This is a genomic window from Pontibacter coccineus (assembly GCF_030546575.1).
Taxonomy (GTDB): domain Bacteria; phylum Bacteroidota; class Bacteroidia; order Cytophagales; family Hymenobacteraceae; genus Pontibacter; species Pontibacter coccineus.
On record NZ_JAUOTN010000006.1, the window covers coordinates 170,609 to 186,366 of the forward strand.

The 15,758-nt window shown below is 48.5% G+C and carries 10 protein-coding genes; 7 read left to right on the forward strand and 3 right to left on the reverse strand.

All coding sequences use genetic code 11. The features are described from left to right. Both Q4E40_RS15035 and Q4E40_RS15040 read right to left on the reverse strand, forming a co-directional pair. Positions 1-885: a hypothetical protein gene (locus tag Q4E40_RS15035; RefSeq protein WP_303413313.1), complete on the reverse strand. Its 885-nt coding sequence runs from the start codon at positions 883-885 to the stop codon at positions 1-3. A gap of 18 nt (positions 886-903) precedes the next feature. Further along, complete coding sequence (locus Q4E40_RS15040; RefSeq protein WP_303413315.1) at positions 904-1,437, reverse strand: RNA polymerase sigma factor; 534 nt, start codon at positions 1,435-1,437, stop codon at positions 904-906. Positions 1,438-1,694: 257 nt separating this feature from the next. Between Q4E40_RS15040 and Q4E40_RS15045 the strand changes: the two genes are divergently transcribed. From Q4E40_RS15045 to Q4E40_RS15055, 3 genes are all read left to right on the forward strand, one after another. Continuing rightward, positions 1,695-2,018, forward strand: a complete 324-nt coding sequence (locus Q4E40_RS15045) for a DUF6660 family protein (protein ID WP_303413316.1) — start codon at positions 1,695-1,697, stop codon at positions 2,016-2,018. A gap of 105 nt (positions 2,019-2,123) precedes the next feature. Next, positions 2,124-6,521, forward strand: coding sequence for a CusA/CzcA family heavy metal efflux RND transporter (locus Q4E40_RS15050; RefSeq protein WP_303413317.1), 4,398 nt, complete (start codon positions 2,124-2,126; stop codon positions 6,519-6,521). 1 nt (position 6,522) lies between these two features. Beyond that, the gene (locus tag Q4E40_RS15055) at positions 6,523-7,695 is read left to right on the forward strand and encodes an efflux RND transporter periplasmic adaptor subunit (protein ID WP_303413318.1); all 1,173 of its coding nucleotides are present in this window, start codon (positions 6,523-6,525) and stop codon (positions 7,693-7,695) included. Between the two features lie 184 nt (positions 7,696-7,879). On the opposite strand, the gene Q4E40_RS15060 is transcribed toward Q4E40_RS15055, so the two are convergent. Then, the gene (locus tag Q4E40_RS15060) at positions 7,880-8,599 is read right to left on the reverse strand and encodes an arylesterase (protein ID WP_303413319.1); all 720 of its coding nucleotides are present in this window, start codon (positions 8,597-8,599) and stop codon (positions 7,880-7,882) included. 147 nt (positions 8,600-8,746) lie between these two features. Between Q4E40_RS15060 and Q4E40_RS15065 the strand changes: the two genes are divergently transcribed. The 4 genes from Q4E40_RS15065 (at position 8,747) to Q4E40_RS15080 (ending at position 15,610) form a co-directional block, all read left to right on the forward strand. Next, on the forward strand, positions 8,747-9,466 hold the full coding sequence (locus Q4E40_RS15065; RefSeq protein ID WP_303413320.1) for an ABC transporter ATP-binding protein: 720 nt from the start codon (positions 8,747-8,749) through the stop codon (positions 9,464-9,466). 226 nt (positions 9,467-9,692) lie between these two features. Then, positions 9,693-12,203 carry an ABC transporter permease gene (locus Q4E40_RS15070; RefSeq protein ID WP_303413450.1) on the forward strand — a complete coding sequence of 837 codons (2,511 nt, stop codon included), beginning with the start codon at positions 9,693-9,695 and terminating at the stop codon, positions 12,201-12,203. 746 nt (positions 12,204-12,949) lie between these two features. Next, positions 12,950-13,864, forward strand: a complete 915-nt coding sequence (locus Q4E40_RS15075) for an ATP-grasp fold amidoligase family protein (protein WP_303413321.1) — start codon at positions 12,950-12,952, stop codon at positions 13,862-13,864. Between the two features lie 126 nt (positions 13,865-13,990). Then, positions 13,991-15,610, forward strand: a complete 1,620-nt coding sequence (locus Q4E40_RS15080; protein ID WP_303413322.1) for a GNAT family N-acetyltransferase — start codon at positions 13,991-13,993, stop codon at positions 15,608-15,610. Positions 15,611-15,758 lie beyond the last annotated feature (148 nt).

The following is a 15,758-nucleotide window of genomic DNA, read 5'->3' on the forward strand; positions in this document are numbered from 1 at the left end:
TTAGAGTTGAATGACTTTTGATATTTTCTGTTTTCCAATTTGCGTTTCCAGTGCAATTCTGTCTGCGTTGATGCCGAGTTCCGACAGCTCCACCCGTTCCCCGTTCGACAGGTTACGAACCTGCTTGAAGATGTTCTTGGCCAGTTTCTGCTTCTTTTCGAAGCCGTTTAGCTCTTCATTTGCTTCTACTTCCTGCACCGCGGCGGCGCGCTTTATTATAATTTCGACGGGTTGCGCATTCATATTCACTGTATTGGCAGCTATCGCTACCGGGGCGGTTTCTCCTGTGTTATCAATAGTCGCTTTCTGTAACGTCTCAGGTATAGCGGGTTTCTCTGCCAGCGCTGCCAGCTGTTGAACAGGCACCGAACTTCTTGTACTGGTTTTCGGGCTGGCCTTCTTCACATCCGCTCCTGGTCCTGCTTTAGCGATCACTTGCTTCGTAACCTTTTCAGCCGGCTTGCTTACCGGGGCAGTAGTAGCGGTAGGCGTGGCGGGCTCAACCAATACTTCAGATGATGTGGCAGTAGTGGCCGGCTGCTCAGTTACTTGTGCCAGTTGCTCATCGGTCCTGGTGGGTTCTTTGATAAGGAGCGGCTGCTCGGGTTTCAGTCCGTTAACATCGGCCAGGCCGTCTCTATCAACTGGCACGGTGCCGTTTTGCACGTTGTAGAAGACAACACCTACGGAGAGCAGCAGCGCAATAGCCGCCGCAACGGAGTAGGAGAGCCACATAAAGCCCCGTGGCTTCGATTCTTCTTTGTTGGCGGCAGGCATTCCGGTCTCTATCCGGTCCTGCAGTCTGTTCCAAAGATCAGCAGGGGGTGTGGGCGACGAGGGTCCCAAACGCTCCTTGAATAGTTTGTCTATGTCTTCTGGTTTCATGATTAAACCTCCTTTTTATCAGCTGGCGACTGCTTCCTGGCCGGTTAGTCTTCGCTGCAGCATAGCGCGTGCTTTGCTTAGCTGCGATTTCGAAGTACCTTCCGTTATATTCAGCATATCGGCTATTTCTTTGTGGGAATATCCCTCAATTGCATACAGGTTAAAAACTGCCCTGTAGCCGGCAGGTAAAGTGCGCAACAATTCCAGCAGTTCGCCTTCGGCCAGATCGTGGTCGGCTGCCATGCCTCCCGCCACCTGTACGTGATCGTCTTCGATCGACAGGTATAGCGACTCTTTTTTCCTCAAAAATCCCAGTGCTTCATTCACCATGATGCGTCTTACCCAGCCTTCGAAGCTGCCCTTGCCCTCAAACTTGTCTATGTTCTGGTATACCTTCATAAACCCGTTGAGCAAAGCGTCCTCCGCGTCCATCTGGTTCTTGAGGTAACGCAGGCACACACCGTACATCGGCGAGGCAAAGCGCTCGTAAAGGCATTTCTGCGCTTTACCTTCGGCCTTTTGGCAACCTGCTATTAACTCCTGTTCCGTCACGCTGGGTAAAATTTTATCAAATAATGTCGCTTATCCGGCCTTTTCTGAGCTGTTGTGCTGCTCTTTACCTCTTAGATGTGGATACGGGTCCAGAGGTTGCCTAAGCAGGAATAAATTTCTGATATTTTTTCAAGTATCAGGAATCATCCACTCTAAATATTTGATCATCAGCCAGATTTTATTTCAATTTCTCAAGAACTATTCTGAATTGGCACTAAAAGGGGCTTTTCTAGCGGAATACCTTATATTTGTGAAATATGAAATTCGTGGCAATCCTTTTTTCTCTGTTCCTGTTCTGGACGGCCTGTCTGCCGTGCACGGATAAGATCATGGACAGCCACGAGCATCATCCAAACCTGACGGATGTGGCTGACACGACTGGTGAATCGCCTTTTCACGAAGACACCTGCCCGCTGTTCTGCAGTTGCGGCTGCTGCGCTACGTTTACCGTTGCAGTAGAGCCGGAGCACATCGTGTTTCGTATACCTGTCATTCCACAGACCAAACCACTCATCTACCCCGAGTTAGGCGAAATCAAGATCGCCTCCACCTGGTGGCACCCGCCACGGCTGGTAGCCTGATTCCAGATCCCAGATAAAATGCAGTTTAAACTCAACCGCAAGCCCTGAAAGGCGCTTGCGGATTGGCTGCATACCTATTCCATTGATTAAAAAATCAAGCTTACCATGTTTAATAAGATCATCGATTTTTCGATAAACAATAAACTGGTGATCGGGCTGATGGTGCTGGCATTGATCGTTTGGGGAACTTACTCCCTGACGCAACTGCCCGTAGACGCCGTTCCCGACATCACCAACAACCAGGTGCAGGTGGTCACCTCTTCGCCTACACTTGCTGCGCAGGAAGTAGAGCGTTTTATTACCACACCCATTGAAATGGCACTCGCCAACGTGCCGGATGTCGTTGAAATGCGCTCTGTGTCGCGTTTCGGGCTCTCTGTGATCACGGTCGTTTTCAAAGACGAAGTGGACCAATACCTGGCCAGGCAAATGATAACAGAACGCCTGGGCGATGCTGCCAGACAGATCCCCGAGCAGATGGGGACCCCTGAACTGGCACCCGTTACGACCGGACTGGGCGAGATCTACCAGTACGTGCTGGTGACCGATCCGGAAAGCGACAAAAAATACAGCCCCACCGAACTGCGTACCATCCAGGACTGGATCGTGCGTCGCCAGCTCCTGGGAACACCCGGCGTAGCCGATGTGAGTAGCTATGGCGGCTTTTTGAAAGAATACGAAGTGGCGGTGGATCCGGCAAGCCTCCGCAGCATGAACCTGTCCGTGACGGACGTGATCGGGGCCCTGGAGCAGAACAACGAGAACACCGGAGCAGCCTATATTGAAAAAAATCAGAGCGCCTTCTTTATCCGTGGCCTCGGTCTCGTTAATACGCTGGAGGACATCGAGAAAATCGTCGTATCCAACCGAAATGGCCTGCCTGTGCTGGTGCGTGACGTGGCCAAGGTGCAGTACGGCCATCCGGTGCGTTACGGCGCGCTCACCCGCAATACCGAAGGCGAAGTGGTAGGCGGAATCGTGCTGATGCTAAAAGGTGCCAGCTCATCTGAGGTGATCAAGAATGTACAGGACAAAGTCGCCACCATTCAGTCTTCTTTGCCGGAAGGCGTCGTGATCGAAGCCTACCTGGACCGGAGTGACCTGGTGAGTAAAGCGATCAACACTGTGGCGACTAACTTAATCGAAGGCGGCCTGATCGTGATATTTGTGCTGGTGCTTCTGCTGGGCAACCTACGGGCAGGACTTGTGGTGGCGTCTGTTATACCTCTATCGATGCTTTTTGCATTGGGTATGATGCATGTGTTCGGGGTATCCGGTAACCTGATGAGCCTCGGTGCCATTGACTTCGGTCTGATCGTGGACGGAGCTGTGATTATTGTGGAGGGCGTACTGCACTTTATCGTGGTAAAGAACAAAGATCTACCACTCCGCCGCCTTACCCAGCGCGAAATGGACCTGGAAGTTAAGGAAGCGGCATCGAACATCATGAACTCGGCCGCTTTCGGAATGCTCATCATCCTGATCGTATACCTGCCGATCATGGCCCTGGTAGGTATAGAGGGCAAGATGTTTAAGCCTATGGCACAAACTGTGAGTTTTGCCATTCTGGGTGCTTTCATCCTGTCCCTGACTTATGTGCCGATGGTGTCGACGCTGTTATTAAGCAAAACGACCAAGCACAAACCTAATATTTCTGATAGGCTGATGGGCTTTCTGGAGCGGGTATACCGTCCGGTGATTACGTTCGCCCTGCGTAGCAAGGCGCTCGTGATTGGTGCTGCATTGATCTTGTTTGCCTTCAGTTTATTTGTGTTCAGCCGGATGGGAGGCGAGTTTTTGCCTGATCTGGAGGAAGGTGACTTTGCCATGGACTTACGTCTGGTACCGGGTGCTTCCCTCAGCCAGACGATCGAAACAACTACCAAAGCCAGTGAAATCCTGCTGACCCAATTCCCGGAAGTGACCGAGGTGATCGGCAAGATAGGCACGGCCGAGATTCCTACTGACCCGATGCCGATTGAAGCGGCTGACGTGATGATCCTGCTCAAAGACAAGGACGAATGGACGAGCGCCAGCAACCGTCAGGAACTAGCCGCCAAAATGGACGAGGCCCTGAAAGTGCTCCCAGGCGTGAATTATGGATTTCAGCAACCGATCCAGCTGCGTTTTAACGAACTGATGACGGGTGCGCGACAGGACGTGGCTATCAAGATATTCGGCGAGGACCTGGACCAGCTTTCCGAACTGGCGGGCCAGGTAGATAAGTTGATTGCTCCCGTGGAAGGGGTGCAGGACATCTATGTGGAAGAGGTGACTGGCTTGCCGCAGATTGTGGTGAACTACAACCGGGCCCGCATGTCACAGTATGGGCTGCAGGTAGCCGATGTGAACGCGGTGCTGCGAACGGCCTTTGCCGGGCAAACAGCAGGCGCTATCTACGAAGGTGACCGTCGATTCGATTTAGTCGTGCGTATGGAGGGCGGCTCCCGCAATGATCTGAATGACATTGAAGACCTGTTTGTGTCGCTGCCACAGGGCGGACAAATACCGTTGCAACAAGTGGCTGACATCAGGTTTGAAGAGGGGCCGATGCAAATCTCCCGTGAGGAAGGCCGTCGCCGTATTGTGGTGGGCTTTAACGTGCGCGAGCGCGATGTGGAGTCCATTGTGTCGGAAATTCAGGACAAGCTGGACCGCGAACTGCCTCTTCCGGCTGGCTATTTTATTACGTATGGCGGACAGTTTGAGAACCTGGTGCATGCCAAGGAACGCCTGTCGGTTGCCGTGCCAGCCGCCCTGCTGTTGATCCTGTTGCTCTTATACTTTGCCTTTAAGTCAATCAAGCAAAGTCTGCTCATTTTCACTGCTATACCTTTGTCAGCTATTGGCGGCATCTTTGCGCTCTGGTTGCGTGATATGCCTTTCAGTATCTCGGCTGGCGTTGGCTTTATTGCCCTGTTCGGGGTGGCGGTGCTGAATGGTATTGTACTGATAGGCTATTTCAATCAACTCAAGCGGGAAGGGATGACCGATGTATACGAACGGGTGCTATTGGGAACCAGTGTGCGCCTTCGTCCTGTCCTGATGACAGCTTCTGTAGCAGCCCTGGGTTTCCTGCCGATGGCACTTTCGGGTTCTGCCGGAGCCGAGGTACAGCGTCCGCTGGCCACAGTAGTAATCGGGGGCCTGTTCACCTCTACCTTGCTGACGTTGGTGGTACTGCCTGTGCTTTACTACATTTTCTCCAACAATGAGAAACCTGCCCAGAAGGAGGCACACCGCAAGGCGGTACCGGCTCACATCATCACTCTGCTGCTGATCGCGGGCGGTGTGTTGTACGCCGGACAAGGTATGGCGCAGTCGGTACAGGGCCCATTGAATCTGGAGCAGAGTATCAACTATGCCAGGGAGCACAATCTGGGCTTAAAGAGCGCCGCCTTCAGTGTGGAGCGCGAGCAAGCATTGCGCGGCGCGGCGATTGATCTCCCAAAGACTAACCTTTCCTACAGCCGCGGGCAGATCAGCACCACCAACCAGGACGAGTACATTTCCGCATCACAGCAGTTCGCCTTCCCGACGGTATACCGCGATCAGGCCAAACTGGCAGACGCCACCATCCAACAGGCGGAAGCACAGAAGCTGATTGTGGAGCGGGAACTGATCCGCGATGTGAAGCAAGCCTGGTACCAGCTGCAGTACCAGAATGAGCGGCTGCACCTGCTTCAGCAGCAGGACAGCCTGTATGGTCGTTTCACCAGGGCGGCAACCATTCGCTTCAAAACTGGTGAGACGGGCTATTTAGAACAAGCTACTGCCGAGACACGCAGCCTAGGTATAAAAACTGAGCTTCAACAGGCAATGGCCGATCAGCAAATTGCAGAACGCCGGCTTCACCAACTATTGCAGGCACATGAGCCACTGCAGTTTGCAGAAGAGCGCCTAAGCAAGCGGGAGCTGCTTTTACAAGCCGATAGCACGGCCCTTGCTTCAAACCCATACCTGGCCTTTTTGCAGAGCACCACGCAGGTAGCCGAACGGCAGAAACAATTAGAGCAATCGCGTATTTTACCGGACTTTACAGTAGGGTACTTCAACCAAACCTTTAGGGGGGAGGCACCTCGGGACAATCCCAACCGGGTATATGGCGCAGGCGACCGCTTCACGGGGTATGAAGTAGGTATAGCTCTTCCGCTTTGGTTCGGGGCGCAGCGGTCACGCATCAAGGCAGCCAAAATGAACGAGGAAGCCGTGAAAAGTCAGGCGCGCTATCAGCAGCAACTGCTTTTGACTGAGTTGCAGAACCTGGCGCAGGAACTCCAGAAGCACTCTAACACCCTTGCTTTCTTTGAGCAGGGCGCCTTGCGGCAGGCCGATCAATTGAACAAAGCTGCCGAGCTCAGTTTCCAGACCGGCGACATTGACTACGTGGAGTATGTGCAGGCGCTCGACCAGGCTTACCAGCTGCGCAGTAATTACCTCAACGCGCTCCGCGACTACAACCAAACCATTATCAGTTTAGAATTCACTGCAGGAATCGAATAACATGACAGTAAATAAAATCAAAATCATCACCCTTTGCGGACTTATCAGTCTTTCGGCATGCTCCAAGCAAGCCCCGGCCGAAGAGCCGGATGTCGTAACAACTGAAACTCCCACAAACCCATCTCCCTTTGTTGTTACCTTTTCGGAATCACAGCAAAAAGTGGGCGGTATCGAATTAGGCACAATTGAGAAAAAGCCCTTGTCAGCTCGCATCACAGCTAACGGGCAACTTCAGATACCGCCGCAGAACAAGGCCAGTATCAACCCTTTGATGGGGGGGGTGGTGCGCAGTATACCTGTTAAAGAGGGCGAGTATGTGCAGAAGGGAAAAGTGCTGGCCACCATCCAGAATCCGGACCTGATCAAACTACAGGAAGAGTACCTCACCACCCGCAACCAATTGCGGTTTGCCGAACAGGACTTCGAACGGCAGCGCACACTCAACGAAGAGCAAGTTGGCTCCCGAAAGCGCTTTGAACAAGCCGAGTCAGATGTACAGGTGCAGCGGGCCCGCCTCAAGGCTCTCGCGACGCACCTCTCCGCCATGGGTGTTTCGCCTAAGAACGTGGAAGCCGGGCAAATTACCTCGACCATGGCTATAACAGCGCCCATCAGTGGTTATGTGCGCGTCATCGACGTGAACATGGGCTCTTACGCGCAGCCGGGTCAACAGATGTTTGAGTTAGTAGACAACCATCACCTGCATTTGGAACTCAGCGTGTTCGAGCGTGACTTCAATAAGATGAAAGAAGGGCAGAAGGTGCTGTTTACCTTGCCTAACGTAGCAGGCGAGCCGCTGGAGGCGGAGGTCTTCGCTTTAGGCAGGGCTTTTGAGGGCGATTCCCGCATGGTGACGGTACACGCCGAGCTCAAGAATAACAAAAACACGAACCTGCTGCCGGGCATGTATGTGAACGCACAGATCCTGGCAGGCAAACAGGAGCTGCCAGCGCTACCAGAAGAGTCGGTTGTGCGCTACAAAGGCAAGCACTATGTTTTTCTGAAAGAAGGGCCAACTACATTCCGCATGCAGGAAGTGGAAACAGGTATAGCCGAGAATGGCTTTACGGAAGTGAAACCGTTAAAAGAACTGCCTGAAACCGCACAGGTCATCACCAAAGGCGCCTATTATGTACTGGCCGAGAAGATGAAGTCGGAGGTAGCCGAAGACTAGTCAGGTATAGCACCGATGTAAAAAAATACAGCGCCGGCTCCAATGAAGGGACCGGCGCTGTTATTTTTTGAAAGGATTAATTATTAATTAAACTTTCAACTTTTAGCCATGCTTTTATACGTGACAAAGGTTGAGTTTGGTTACAAATCCTTGAAAATAAATTAATTATTTTTCAAAAAGTGCCTCAGGAGGCTCTATTGGCCACTAATATGGGTTCTAGCACTGTCCATACATTGTCCGCCAGAATGCGCTGCCCCTCTACAGTCGGGTGGATGCCGTCACCCTGATTCAGTGTCCGGTCACCGGCCACACCTTCTAACAGAAAAGGTATAAGCGCCACGTCTTTGTCCTCCGCAAGCCGGTTGTATACCTCCTCAAACTCTTTTGTAAAGCGCTGTCCCATGCTGGGCGGCATCTGCATACCTGCCAGGATGATCTCCGCATCCGGATTCTGCGCGCGTACCTTGTCGATGATGGCGACGAGGTTGTCGTAAGTGGAGGCGGGGTCTATACCTCTCAATCCGTCATTTGCACCCAGTTCCAGTACAAAAACATCGATCGGCTGCTTCAGCAACCAGTCAATGCGGCTTATGCCGCCAGCAGAGGTTTCGCCGCTCAGACCGGCATTGACGGCTTTGTAAGGCAATCCCAGCGAGTCGATGCGCTCCTGTAGAAGGGCTGGAAAAGCCTGGTCGGGCTCCAAACCATACCCGGCTGTGAGGCTGTTCCCGAAAAAAACGATGGTCTTGATGCGCTCGTTTTTCGGGGCTTCAGTTGTAAGGGTTGTGTCGTTTTGTACCTGTTGCTCCGTTGCCACTTGCTCAGTCGTGCCAGCTTGTTCACAGCTTGTAAGAGTGAGGAAGAGGGCTAGAAAAAGGGAGATATAATGGCTCTTATTGTTCATGTAGCTGATTTTTTTCCTAAATTTAGTTTTATCAATCTTAAAACCTATAACGACCGGTATAAGTTATTAGGTTCGGGAATAGCACTGCGCATACCTATACCTGCGGTGCTATACCTGCCGTTTACTGTTCTTTAAAACACAAGCTACGTGTCTACTATACTAGAAATCAACAACCTGAAGAAAACCTACGACAGCGGCGACCGGCACCTGACCGTGCTCGAGGGTATCAACTTTACACTGCAGGCCGGTGACACCTGCGCGATAGTAGGACCCTCCGGAAGCGGCAAAACTACTTTGCTGGGCCTTTGCGCCGGACTCGACCGGGCCAGTAGTGGTTCTGTTATCCTGAACGGTGTGCAGCTCGATAATCTCAGCGAGGATGCCCGAGCGCAGGTACGCAACCAGTACGTGGGATTCATCTTCCAGAACTTTCAGCTTATACCTACGCTCACGGCGCTGGAGAACGTGATGGTACCGCTCGAACTACGGGGCGAAAGAAACGTGCAGCGCCAAGCCATGGATTTGCTGGCCCGCGTGGGCCTGGCTGAACGCCACGACCATTATCCGACGCAGCTGTCAGGAGGGGAGCAGCAGCGGGTTTCACTGGCAAGGGCCTTCTCTAACCGACCCACCATTCTGTTTGCCGACGAACCCACAGGTAACCTGGACGAGGAAACGGGTGATAAAGTAGAAAAGCTCTTATTTGAGCTGAACCGCGAGGCGGGTACCACGCTAGTGCTCGTCACCCACGACCTGGAACTGGCCGAAAAGACGCAGCGCATCATCCGCATCAAAGGTGGGCATGTGGTGTCCGATACGAGAACCTCTGAAAGGGTGCACCAGCCGGAAGACTCCAGCCTTTCTTAGGGCAGCTAAAAGGAGAGCTTTTGACTAAAGGCATTTGAGAAGGAAGCAGACGGAACACCAGGTATTACGCTTTGAAAGCGCTTTACCCATTTCAATTAACCTCTCGTCCTGTTCCCCATAAGTCGCAAGATTACAAAATCTTAAATAATTAAACATCACCTATACCTTGTCTGACAACAAGCCTAATCCGGATAAACCAAAACTGAACATACCCTGGCTTCTTAAAATGGCTTGGCGCGATACCCGTCGCAGCCGGGGTAGGCTGTTGCTGTTCCTGTCGTCCATCGTGCTGGGTATAGCCGCCCTGGTGGCCATCAACTCGTTTCGGGACAGTCTGCAGTTAGCCATCGACGAGAAAGCCCGAACCCTGATCGGAGCTGATCTGGTGGTGGGCATGAATAAAGAACCCGACTCGCTTTCCCTGGCCATCATCGACTCCGTGAGCACACTGGGCAAGCGGTCGGACGAGAACCGCATGATGTCGATGGTGTATTTTGTGAAAAGCAACGACACCCGACTGGTACAGGTGCGCGCGCTGGAAGGTGAGTTCCCTTACTTCGGAGCCATCGAGACGGAGCCGGTAGAGGCAAGCCGCAGTTTCCGGGAAGACAAACGTGCCCTCGTTGATTATAATCTGATGCTGCAGTACGAAGCCCAGATCGGAGACTCGATCCGGGTCGGCGCTATGACATTTGCCATCGAAGGAGCGTTGCACCGTATACCTGGTCAGACAGCCATGACCGCGGCTGTGGCACCTGTGGTGTACATTCCCAGACAATACCTGCCCGAAACCGGTCTGATCCAGCGCGGCAGCCGGGTTTCTTATTATTATTACTATGACCTGAACGAGGCCGTACAGCCCGATACGCTGGGCAATAAACTGGACCCACGCTTAGAAGAGCTTGGGATGTTCTACGACACAGTGGAAACGCGAAAAGCGAGCATGGGCCGCTCTTACGACGAACTGGCTCGCTTTCTGGCGCTCGTGGGCTTTGTGGCGCTGCTACTGGGGTGCGTGGGGGTAGCCAGTGCAGTGCACGTGTACATGCGTGACAAACTGGCGACCATCGGTATTTTGCGCTGTCTGGGTATGAGTGGTAAACAGGCCTTTTTGGTATACCTGTTCCAGGTAATGGGTATGGGATTAATAGGCGGGATCGCCGGCGCGGCACTGGGCAGTGTCGTGCAACTGATACTACCGGAGTTGTTCAAAACCTTCCTGCCTGTCAGTGTGGATGCCTACTTCTCCGTAAGAGCCGCGGCGCAGGGCGTGCTAATGGGTGTGGTGGTGTCGGTGCTCTTTGCGCTTTTGCCATTATTGAGCATCCGGCAGGTGTCGCCGCTGATTACATTGCGAGCTACTATAGAGCACCTGACTAACCAGAAAGATCCGCTCCGCTGGGCGGTATACGGTTTGCTGCTGGGCTTTATTGTCGTCTTCTCACGCTGGCAAATGGGTACCTGGTGGCAGGCGCTCTATTTTACGGGCGGTGTCATCGCGGCCTTCCTGGTGCTGGCTTTGCTCGCCAAAGGCCTGTCGTGGACTGTCAAACGCTTCTTCCCAACTCACTGGGGCTACGTATGGCGCCAGGGACTGGCCAACCTCTACCGCCCAAACAACCAGACCTTGTTGCTGATGGTATCGATCGGATTGGGAACAGCCCTGATCGGCACGCTCTTCATGGTGCAGCGTACCTTACTGAGCGAGGTATCGCTCTCCGGCACCGAGAACCAGCCTAACCTAGTGCTCTTCGACATCCAGAACAGCCAACGGGACCAGATAGCTGATTTAACCAAAGCGGAGGGACTGCCGATCCTGTATTTTGACCCGATTGTGACGGTGAGGCTGGAACAGATCAATAACCTGACGCTGGCAGATGTGCGCAAAGACACGACCCTAGAGATCAGACCGCGGAACTTCACCAGGGAATACCGGGTAACCTACCGTGACCACCTCAGTGACTCTGAGAAAACAGAAGCCGGTGAGTGGAGCGAGGGGCAGTACAAAGCTGGCGGCAGGGTACCTGTGTCATTGGAAGAAGGCTATGCGGAACGCATCAAGGTGAAAGTGGGCGATTCCCTTATTTACAATGTACAGGGCGCGACTATACCTGCACGGGTAGCCCACATACGCCGTGTGGACTGGAACCGGGTACAGACTAATTTCCAGATGCTTTTCCCGAAAGGCGTACTGGAAGAAGCACCGCAGTTCCATGTGCTAATGACGCGCAGCGATAACGAGCAACAGGCCGCGCAATTCCAGCGACGCGTTGTGGAAGCTTTTCCGAACGTATCTGCCATAGGCCTAGACCTGATCCTGCGTACGCTGGAGGAAGTGGTCAGTCAAATCTCGTTTGTAATTCAGTTTATGGCGCTTTTCAGCATTTTCACTGGATTGCTGGTGCTGGTGGGCTCTGTCAATGTCAGCAAATTCCAGCGGGTGCAGGAGAGCGTGCTATTGCGCACCTTAGGCGCTAACAAGAAACAGATACTAGGTATAACGCTGATGGAGTACGCCATGTTGGGCATATTGGCTGCCGCTGTGGGCTGTGTGATCGCCTTTGGCGCTGCCTGGGCCTTGGCGGTTTTCAGTTTCGAAATGGAGTTTGTGCCCGTGCTATGGCCACTGCTGGTTATATTCGTGGTAGTTACTTTGCTGACTGTGGCAGTAGGCCTGCTCAATAGCCGTGGTGTGCTGAACAGGCCGCCGTTGGAAGTTTTGCGAAGGGAGGCATAATATTAAGTCAGTATACTATGTATAGTAAGTAGCACCATTGGACCCATTAGGTAATTTTCACCTGAAGTGCATAGTGCAGGTAAAAAGATTTGATATTGATTTATCTTTTTTTCAGTTGCTAAGCCTTTAACAACTTTGCCAGTACTCCAACTATAAAATAGGGGAACCTTATTCATTCATTTATGCCTATCTGACAGATAGGTAATAGATGATAATTTTAAGATAATTACCATATCTATTCTAGCTATAAAATTATATTCAAAGCTTGTTGTAATTGCTGCATTTTCGAATCCAGATGCCAGCAGTATAGTTACAAAATTTCAATTTAGGCTGTCATACCTTTATTGATTGACTGGAGCCTGATCTGCTAATTTTGGAAATAGAACCAGTACAATCCTCCTAGATTTTCCTTTGATCAGGATATTAGGCCCTTTATAAATCTTTGATAAGTTCAAATTGCTAGCAAAACTAAGGCATCAAAGCAGACTTATTTAACACCTTTAATAACATTCTCTCTGCTATAAAATTGGCAAAAAATTATCTTAAAATATTCTAAATAATAAACAAAAAAACAGACAATAAATTAAACAAAAAACAAATAAAGAAGTACATAGTTATACTATACCATTATTAATTATAATTATTATTCCATATACAAGATATAACAGAGTACCCCTTTGATGTATTGTTCAATACATTCATTAACAATTATTCGAGCTTCTAATTCACTACATAAAATTAATATAATGGATTTAGGCAAACTCAACACTTCGCTATACAATATAAAGAATATCCTATACGATAATATTAAGGCTGTACAGGGAAAGCCTATTAAAGGTCATGGCGAATTATCAAGGAGAATAAAACAGCGGCATCGAACCTTTTGGGGGCAGCCAGATTCAGAAATTGTTAGAAATACTAAAATGAATGCAAGTGATCCTATTGAAAAATGGAAGGATGTAACTAACTGGCAGCGCAAACTCAGTAATAAGTATAATGCGAGAGAGTTTGCTAAAAAGCATGGTTGCCGTGTGCCAGATCTTTATTGGAAAGGAAGAAATATTGAGGCGATAGACTTCTCCAAATTGCCTGAACAATTTGTAATCAGGCCAACTATTGGACACTCCTCAAACAATGTATTTCTAATGAATAAGAATTATAATCAAATGGATAATAAATTTTATTCGGCAGAAGAAATTTCTAAAGTTATGGAGGCTGCCCTTAATAAAGATGCACGCTTAGAATTTCTGATTGAAGAATTTGTAAGGGACGAACAGGGGAATTATGTAATTCCTGTAAACTATAAGATACATACCTTTAATGGGGAAATTGCCGGAATAAATGTTTTAAATAAAGTAGGTCCCAGAAAAGGCACTATGAGAGCTTATGACGAGAATTGGAATATGATAAATAACATAGCATGTGATTTACCTGTCGCTCCTTATCAAAAGCCCCCTAACTGCATAAAGGAGATTGTAACACATGCGAAAATTCTCAGCAAAGCTTACGAGATTTATGTAAGAGTAGACTTTTTCGCTACTGACAAAGGTGCAGTTTTTAATGAATTTACACCTACCCCATCTGTAGGAGATTATTTTACACCAGAGGCTGATAAAAAATTTATCAGCTATTGGGATAAATATTGCAAAGGCCTGATTTGATTATTCTACATTAATATGCACGCTGCCATTCTTATTAATTGATTGAATTGTATCAGTCTAGCTAACAAGAATCCAAGATGTTGTAATCTAATAATGAAGAACCATTAACCGAGTAACTTTTCCGGTATGAATTTATACGAAGGAGAAGACGTATATCAGCTTTTCACGAAAGAAAAGTTTTTAAGTGATTGGGATTCACTTTACAATGCATGTCCATGGGCCACGGCTTTTCAATCAAAAGAGTTCACTACTACGTGGTATAATATTCATCATGAAAAAATAACACCCATTTTAATCTTATCTTATGAAGGAGATAAGCTGGCTGGACTTTTTGCTTTAGTCAGAAAAAGAGGCCGCCAAAAGATTTATGGAGCGGGTATTTATGATACTGAATATCAAACATGGCTTTCAACGACTGAATATTCAGACAAATTCATAGCCAACGCCCTTCAGGTACTGCATAATAGGTTTAAAAAGTTTGAAATTGAACTGAAGTACATTCCTAAAGAATCACCATTGAAATGGACAAACGAAAATCAGGACCTGAAATATCATTGTTCAATACGAGAACGCCTTCGGCCTTTAATACAAATCAATTCTGACATCATCCTTAGAAACCTAAAGAAGAAAAATAGGAAGGAGAAAATAAACAGATTGAAGCGCTTAGGCGAACTGAAATTTGAGAAAATAATCGATTTAGAGAATTTTATTTTAACATTCGATACCATAGCTGTGCATTATGCATTTAGAAAAGCTTCCAAGTATAATCGGAGTTTGGACAAAATTGATAGCATCAGCAAATCGTTTTACGTTGAGCTGTTTAAGTTAAACTTACTACATGTATCAGTTCTAAAACTTAATGATGAAATAATAGCGTCGAATGTGGGGATAGCTGGAAGAGGATGGGTGTATCTAAAAGGAATGAACACTTGGTCTCCCTTCTATGCGAAGTATTCACCAGGTATTATCCATTTGCTAATGCTTTGTCATCAACTAGGATCAGAAGGCTTTGATGCTTTTGATCTTACGCCGGGGGATGATGCATATAAAGAAACTATTGCAACGACATTTGATAAAGTATATGAATTCAGGTACTACAGTCAGAAAAAATCTTATTTGAAAAACCTAATAAGAAGGGAACTATACTTTACGATCCTAAGAAAATTCAATTCAAACCCTTTAGCTTTTGAGCTAGAATTAAACAAAAGAAAGGAGAAACTGGGAACTCTGTTAAAGTCTTTATATACACTTAGACTAGATACATTCAAGTCTATGCTTGACAGAGGTACAAAAGCAGCTATTAGCTCGGAAATGTATCGGCTTGTAATACATAATTATGATACAAATCTGAATACATTTAGAGTCAGCAAGAACAATTTAAAAGATTTATTAGCATATGAACAACAAGAGGGATTGACTAAATATGAGTTTCTTATGGGTGCTGTTAAAAATTATGAAAAAGGCAAACACAGCTACACTATTACTAATGAAAAAAAGCTAGTTTGCTGTGTCTGGAAAGACACTTGGGAGGGAAGCCCCAAGCTACCGGAGGGAGCAATTGTGTTGACAGATATTTACTGTCACCCACAACGTAAGAATAAAGAGGGTGAATTCATTATATCAGCTATTGATAAAATTTCGAAGGAAGAGAAACAGAACGAAGTATACCTTTATACAGCAAAAGAAGGAATAGTAAGTTCGCTCAAATCTAGAAACAACATTGATCTATCACAGTCAATTCCTTGATTATTAGACATTTAAAATAGATATAAAAACAAAAAAGGGATCTCTTAAAAGATCCCTTTTTCTAAAGTTTCCATAGACAACAAATGCCATCTGCAAACTTTGATTATATTGGTTTATACGCCCGGTTTTTCCGGAGGTTACAGCACCC